This window comes from Streptomyces sp. NPDC059564 (assembly GCF_042735575.1).
Lineage (GTDB): Bacteria > Actinomycetota > Actinomycetes > Streptomycetales > Streptomycetaceae > Streptomyces.
Genome location: NZ_JBHWBP010000446.1, coordinates 1 through 5,503, shown reverse-complemented (window position 1 = coordinate 5,503; position 5,503 = coordinate 1). Strand labels below are relative to the sequence as shown.

Genomic DNA, 5,503 nt, shown 5'->3' with positions numbered 1-5,503 from the left:
GCACACCCTTCGGTGTGCCGGGCCGTCGCGCGTCGCGGCCGGGGCCGCTAGCGGGTGCCGCGCAGGCGGCGCCAGGGGGTGAAGGTGAAGACCGCCGCGCCGAGCAGGATGACCGTGCCGGCGACCAGGGCGAGGGCCTTGATGCCGCCCGCGTCCTCGGCGCCGGTCTCGGCGAGGCCGCCCGAGGCCGCGGCGCCGCCGGTGGTGGTGCTGCCGCCGGTGGTGGAGCCGGTGGCGCCGCCCGGCTGGGCGGTGGTGTCCAGCTCCAGCGAGACGCCGCTGCTGGCCGCCTTGCAGGGCACGTTGATCGGGGTGGAGCCCGGGGCCATCGTGACGTCGATCGTCAGCTGGTCGGGGCTGAGCGTCACCTTGCCCGACTTGCCGGGCTTGTAGGTGCCGGTCATGTCGCTCAGGCTGACGGGAGCCTTGTCGGGGATCGGCTCGGCGTTGGCCGGTCCGGTGACCTTGACGCTGCCGCTGTCGGCGCCGCCGAGCTTGACGTCCATCGAGGGCTTGAGGGCCCCGGCGGGCAGGGCCATGGGCGCGGCCATCGCTCCCTTGGCGGTCTTGACCGTGAGGTCGTAGCTGCCGCCGTTCTTCTTCGCGCTGATCGTGACCGGGGTCTTGATGCCGCCGGGGACCACCGCGCCGCAGTCGTACGCGACCTCGACGGCCTTGCCCGGGAAGTCGGTCTGGCCGCCGGTACCTCCGGTGGTGGAGCCGGACGTGGTGCCGCTCGTCGTGCCGGACGTCGTGCCGCCGGTCGTGCCGGACGTCGTACCGGCGGTGGTGCCGGACGTGGTGCCGGCGGTCGTACCGGCCGTCGTGCCGCCGTCACCGGAGCCCGCCGAGACGTCGATGGTGGCCCCGCCGGAGACGGCGCCGACCGGGGCGCACTTGGTGACGAAGGTGCCGAAGGGGAAGGAGACGGCGACTTCGTAGCGGCCGGGCGTCAGGGTGACCTTGCCGGCCTTGGTCAGCTTGAGCTTCCCCTTCATCACCGACATGACCATGGGGGCCTTCTTCGGGATCTCCGGGTTCTTCTTCTCCCCGACGACCTTCAGCTCGCCGCCCGGGCCGCCACCCACCGTGAACCAGCCGGTGGGCACCACGGAGTCCTTGGGGATCACCATGAGGTCCGTGTTGTTGGAGGCGGGCTTGACCGTCTCCCACGACACGTCGACCTCGTCACCCACCTTGGCCGTGGCCGGGGCCGTGATCTTGGCCGTGGTCTCGCCCTCCACCGGGTCGCCGCCGCCCGCGGGCGGTACGCACTTCACCTTGAACGTGGCGTCGGCGGCCTGGGCGGGAGAAGCCGCCATGGCGATACCCGCGCCGCTGAGCAGCAGCGCGATCACGGCCGCGCTCACCCTCCGTTGGGTCTTCACAAGTGTCCCTTCGTCGTCGGACTGTTCTCAGACGGTGCGGATGTCTGTGGGGTGTGCGGCCGGTCGCCGCTCGGATCCTCCGGTCGCGGCTCCGGGGTGAACCACGGCAGGGCCGCCTCCGGGTCCCCGGCCGGCGCGGGTCCTCGTACGGGGCCTCGTACGGCGGCGATCCGCGGCAGCCGGGCCGTCACCGCGGAGGCCGCGTGCCGGCGGCCCGCGCCGGACGCCGCGGCGCGCGGGCGGACCCGGTCCACGACGGCCATGCCCGCGCGGAAGAGGGCCGTCGGGATGACCACCAGGAGCAGGCCCCAGAACAGCAGCACCCCGTACGGGCGGTCGACGCCCCAGGGCTGGCCGGCCAGGACCGTGTCGCCGTACTTGAGGGAGACGGTGTAGTCGCCGTGGGCGCCGGCCGGGAGCTCCACGTTCAGGGCGATCTCGGCCTTGCCGCCGGGCGGGATGGTGCCCTTCCACCGGGCCTCCTCCCACTGCGGGGCGAACACCCCGTGGGCGGTGCCCAGTTGGAAGACGGGGTCCTTGACGGGCGCCGAGCCGAGGTTGCCGACGGTGGCGGTGAACGTCCGGCCCGGCGGGGCGCCGAACCAGGTCAGCACCCCGTCGTCGCCCTTGAGGCGGACCCCGGTGAGCATGGCGAGGCGGGCGGTGCCGGATTCGGCGGGCAGCTCGGCCACCGGATGGCCGGTGATCTTCAGGGGGACGGCGACGGTGGACTGGTCCCCGTTGACGGAGGTCACGTTCACCACGCACGGGCAGGGCTTCGGCGGTGCCACGACCGGCAGTCGCGCGCCGAAGTGCCCGTCGTCGCCGACCGCGACGGCCACGCCGTCGGCGTTGGCGCAGCTGTTGGTGCCGCCGATCATGTTCTGGCCGCAGACCAGCAGCATGACCATCGTCCTGGGCCGCCAGCCGGTCCCGTCGGCGCTGAGCTCGGTGCCCTTGGCGGCCTCGGAGAGCGAGAGCGTGACGGCGGGCTTGCCGGTGTCGGCGGCGGCCGGGGCGGCGGCCACCGGGAGCAGGGCCACCGCGAGGGCCGCGAGGAGGGCCGCGAGGCGGCCGCGGATGCCGTTCACCTGGGTGCTCCCGTCAGCTCGTGTTCCCGTACGGCCCGCTCGTGCGACGGGTCCCGGGCGGTCTCGGGCTCCCCGCGCGGACGGCGCCGGGCGCCCCGGGTGCGTACGAGGAGCAGCGCGGCCGCCAGGGCGGCGCCGAGGGCGAGCAGTCCGGCCCCGGTCCGGGCGGCGATCCCCCAGGGCAGGAACCAGGCCGAGGCCTTCGCGGCGGCCGGGGCCGCGCCGGGGGCGGTGACCGTGAGGGTGAGGGCGACCCGGTCGAGGACGGGCGCGCCGGGCCAGGGCTCGGTGAGCCGGACCCGCTGGCCGGGCAGCAGCTCGACGGGCAGGGCGCGGGCGCTCCGGCCGGGGACCTCGCCGAAGCGGCCCTCGGCGTGCAGGGCCAGCTCGGGGGCGAGGGCCACGTTGCCCCGGTTGACCAGGGTGTACGCGACGGCGGTGGCGGCGCCCCGGCCGCGTACGGAGACGTCCTCGACGGTGAGCGCGGCGAGCGTCGGGCCGCCGACCCGCAGGTGGACCCGTACGGCCACCTCGCGGCCGCCCTCGGTGGCGACGACGGCGGCGGGGTGGTCGCCGGGCGGGGAGGCGGGCGGCACGGTGACGGTGAAGGGGACCACGGCGCGGGTGCGCGGCGGGACGGTGACGGTGGTGGCGCCGCCGAAGCTGATCCACGACCCGGCCCCGGCGGTCCGCCCGGGCGGGCGGACCGCGAGGGCGCCGTCGGGGGTGTTGTAGGCGTCGGCCCCGCGCAGGGTGACGACCCGCTCCCGGTCGCCGGTGTTGGCCAGGGCGACGCGGTCCTCCAGTACGGCGCCGGAGGTGCCCGCGAGGTAGAAGTACGGGCGCGGGGTGCCGGGGCGCCCGGCGGCCGGTTCGGCGGTCCAGCCGGGCTCGTCGGCGGCCGCGGCCGGGGCGCCGTGGAGGGTGGCGGCGGCGAGGAGCACGGCGCCGAGCCGTGTGAGGGTGTGGAGCACGCGCATGGACGGGGCGTCTCCGTTCAGGACCGGGTCTGCTGGGCCCGGCGGCCGCGCCGGGTCAGCCAGAGCGTTCCGGCCGCGCCGGAGAGCAGCACGGTGGCGCCGAGGGTGCCGAGGGCGAGGGCGGAGTCGGCGGGGCCGGTCTGCGGCAGGGTGTCGCCGCCCGCCGCCGTGACCTCCAGTTCCAGGGAGGGCTTGGGGCTGTTCCCGGGGGTGCAGGTGGTGGTGGTCCCCATGGCCTTGATGGTGAGGACCCCGGCGGTGAAGGTGACCTTGCCGCTCTTCTTCGGGGTGTAGGTGCCCGAGAGGTCGGTGATCTTGATGGGGGTGTTGGCGGGCACGGCCTCGGGGTTGGGCGGGCCGGAGACCGGTACGGAGACCTTCTCGGCGCCGTCGGCCAGGATGACGGCGCCGGGGCTCATCGCGCCCTTGCCGAGTTCGATGGGGCTGGAGGAGACGCCCTTCTGGAAGGACATCGTCAGCTTGTAGCCGTCGCCCTCCTTGACGGCCTTGATGTCGATGGGCGAGACCGCCGACTTGTCCCCGATGGGGGTCTGGCAGTCGTACTGCACGTCGACGACGTCGGCGTGGGCCGCGGGGGCCGCGAGCAGGACCGCCGATCCGGCCAGTACGCAGGCCAGTGCGAGCGCGGTGGAGCGTTTCCGGTCGGACACCTTCGTCTTCCCCTCGGGCCACAAGTTACTGACGACACATCAGATTGGTGGCTCAAGGTACGCCCGGGGCCTTACGGAGGGAAGACAAAGGACGGCCCGGATCAACGGCCTGTCGGACACGCCGTTTCAGGCCGGTTCGTACGGTGCGCGGGGCGTCAGACGGCGCGCACCCCGCGCTGCCAGACGGCGGAGACGAGCGGGACGCCCGGCCGGTAGGCGAGGTGGACGTGGCTCGGCGCGTCGAGGAGGGCCAGGTCGGCGCGGGCGCCGGGGGCGATGCGGCCCACGTCGGTGCGGCGCAGCGCGGCGGCGCCGCCGGCGGTGGCCGACCACAGGGCTTCGTCGGGGGTCATGCCCATGTCGCGGACGGCGAGGGCGATGCAGAAGGGCATCGAACTGGTGTAGGAGGAGCCGGGGTTGCAGTCCGTGGACAGCGCGACGGTGGCGCCCGCGTCGAGCAGGCGGCGGGCGTCGGGCCACTGGGCGCGGGTGGAGAACTCGGCGCCGGGCAGCAGGGTGGCGACGGTGGTGCCGGCCGCCTGGGCGAGGGCGTCGACGTCCGCGTCGGTGAGGTGGGTGCAGTGGTCGGCGGAGGCGGCCTCCAGCTCGACGGCGAGCTGCACGCCGGGGCCGTAGGACAGCTGGTTGGCGTGGACGCGCGGGATCAGCCCGGCGGCGGCGCCGGCGGTGAGGATGGCGCGGGCCTGGTCGCCGTCGAAGGCGCCCTTCTCGCAGAAGACGTCCACCCAGCGGGCGTACGGGGCGCAGGCGGTCAGCATCTCGCCGGTGACGAGGCCGACGTAGCCGGCCGGGTCGCCGGCGTAGTCGGGGGAGACGATGTGCGCGCCGAGGTAGGTGACCTCCTCGGTGTGCGCGGCGGCGATGCGCAGGGCGCGGGCCTCGTCGGCGACGGTGAGCCCGTAGCCGGACTTGGTCTCGAAGGTGGTGGTGCCCTGGCGGCGGGCCTCGTCGAGGTGCCGGACGAGGTTGGCCTCCAGCTCCGCGTCGGTGGCGGCGCGGGTGGCGGCGACGGTGGTGCGGATGCCGCCGGCGGAGTAGCTGCGGCCGGACATGCGGGCGTTGAACTCGGCGGTGCGGTCGCCGGCGAAGACGAGGTGGGAGTGGGAGTCGACGAAGCCGGGGATCGCGGCGCGGCCGTGCGCGTCGTACGTCTCGTCGGCGGCCGGGGCCTTGTCGGCGGGGCCGACCCAGGCGATGCGGTCGCCGTCGATGACGACCGCCGCGTTCTGGATGAGGCCGAGGGGGGTGCCGTCGCCGACGGACGGATCGTTGGTGACGAGGCTGCCGATGTTGGTGATGGCGGTGGTGGTCACGGGGTTCCTCTCGGGGTTTCCTGGGGCTCCGCCCCAGAC

General features: G+C 75.0%; 5 protein-coding genes. All 5 read right to left on the bottom strand.

Annotation, left to right across the window (positions count from 1 at the left end):
* Positions 1–47: 47 nt before the first annotated feature.
* Positions 48–1,370 (bottom strand): hypothetical protein, encoded by a 1,323-nt coding sequence (locus ACFV0Q_RS37805; RefSeq protein WP_385012078.1) that lies wholly within the window; start codon positions 1,368–1,370, stop codon positions 48–50.
* Positions 1,371–1,384: 14 nt separating this feature from the next.
* Positions 1,385–2,479, bottom strand: a complete 1,095-nt coding sequence (locus tag ACFV0Q_RS37800; RefSeq protein ID WP_385012075.1) for a hypothetical protein — start codon at positions 2,477–2,479, stop codon at positions 1,385–1,387.
* On the bottom strand, positions 2,476–3,459 hold the full coding sequence (locus tag ACFV0Q_RS37795; protein ID WP_385012073.1) for a hypothetical protein: 984 nt from the start codon (positions 3,457–3,459) through the stop codon (positions 2,476–2,478). The genes ACFV0Q_RS37800 and ACFV0Q_RS37795 overlap by 4 nt, the downstream gene beginning before the upstream one ends.
* Positions 3,460–3,476: 17 nt before the next feature.
* Entirely contained in the window at positions 3,477–4,130 is a 654-nt protein-coding gene (locus ACFV0Q_RS37790; RefSeq protein ID WP_385012070.1) for an LPXTG cell wall anchor domain-containing protein, read from the bottom strand.
* Positions 4,131–4,285: 155 nt separating this feature from the next.
* Positions 4,286–5,464, bottom strand: a complete 1,179-nt coding sequence (gene hutI / locus ACFV0Q_RS37785; protein ID WP_385012068.1) for an imidazolonepropionase — start codon at positions 5,462–5,464, stop codon at positions 4,286–4,288.
* Positions 5,465–5,503: the final 39 nt, after the last annotated feature.